The organism is Treponema sp. R6D11 (assembly GCF_054786075.1).
Genome location: NZ_BDHD01000521.1, coordinates 1 through 857 on the forward strand (window position 1 = coordinate 1; position 857 = coordinate 857).

Here is an 857-nt window from a genome sequence, read left to right on the forward strand (position 1 = left end):
AAGGGCGGAGCAAATTACTGAAGACGAACGCGACATGACCCTTCACCCTAAATATCTGTCCGAGTTTTTGGGGCAGAAAACGATGAAGGAAAATCTTTCGGTTTTCATAACCACCGCCAAACAGCGCAAGGAAAGCCTTGACCACCTTTTTTTAATAGGGCCTCCCGGTTTGGGAAAGACCACTCTCGCGCAGGTAGTGGCGAACGAGCTTGAGACGGGTTTTGTGCAGACATCCGCGCCCGCCCTTGACAAGCCGAAAGATTTGGTGGGGCTTTTGACAAACCTTAAAAAAGGCGACGTGTTTTTTATTGACGAGATTCACAGGTTAAAACCCGCTATCGAAGAATTGTTGTATATAGCCATGGAAGATTACGGAATCGACTGGGTGGTGGGGCAGGGACCTACGGCGAGGACGTTAAGAATCGCCATTAACCCTTTTACTCTTGTGGGCGCGACTACCAAAGCTGGAATTGTCTCCAGCCCTCTGATAAGCCGCTTCGGGATCACCTGCCGTTTTTCGTTTTACGGGCAGGAGGACATGGAAGCCATAGTACGCCGTTCCGCCGGACTTTTGGACATTAAAATTCAAGACGACGCGGCGTCTCTTCTGGCGAAGTCGTCCAGGGGCACACCGCGCGTGGTAAACCGGCTTTTGCGGCGCATGAGGGACTTCGCGCAGTATTCGGGGGAAAAAGCCATCACGACTCCCGTGGTAACTTCGGGGCTGTCTAGGCTTGAAATAGACGCGCTCGGGCTTGAAAAACAGGACAGGGACATTCTTAAAATAATAATTGAACGTTACAAAGGCGGACCTGTGGGCGCGGATACCCTCGCCATTTCCATAGGTGAGTCCGTAG

Annotated in this window: 1 protein-coding gene; it reads left to right on the forward strand. The window is 51.6% G+C overall.

What is annotated here, in order from left to right; genetic code table 11:
• Positions 1-857: Holliday junction branch migration DNA helicase RuvB (gene ruvB / locus ACYVTD_RS14405; RefSeq protein WP_461248407.1), on the forward strand; the 857-nt coding region annotated here is incomplete at both ends.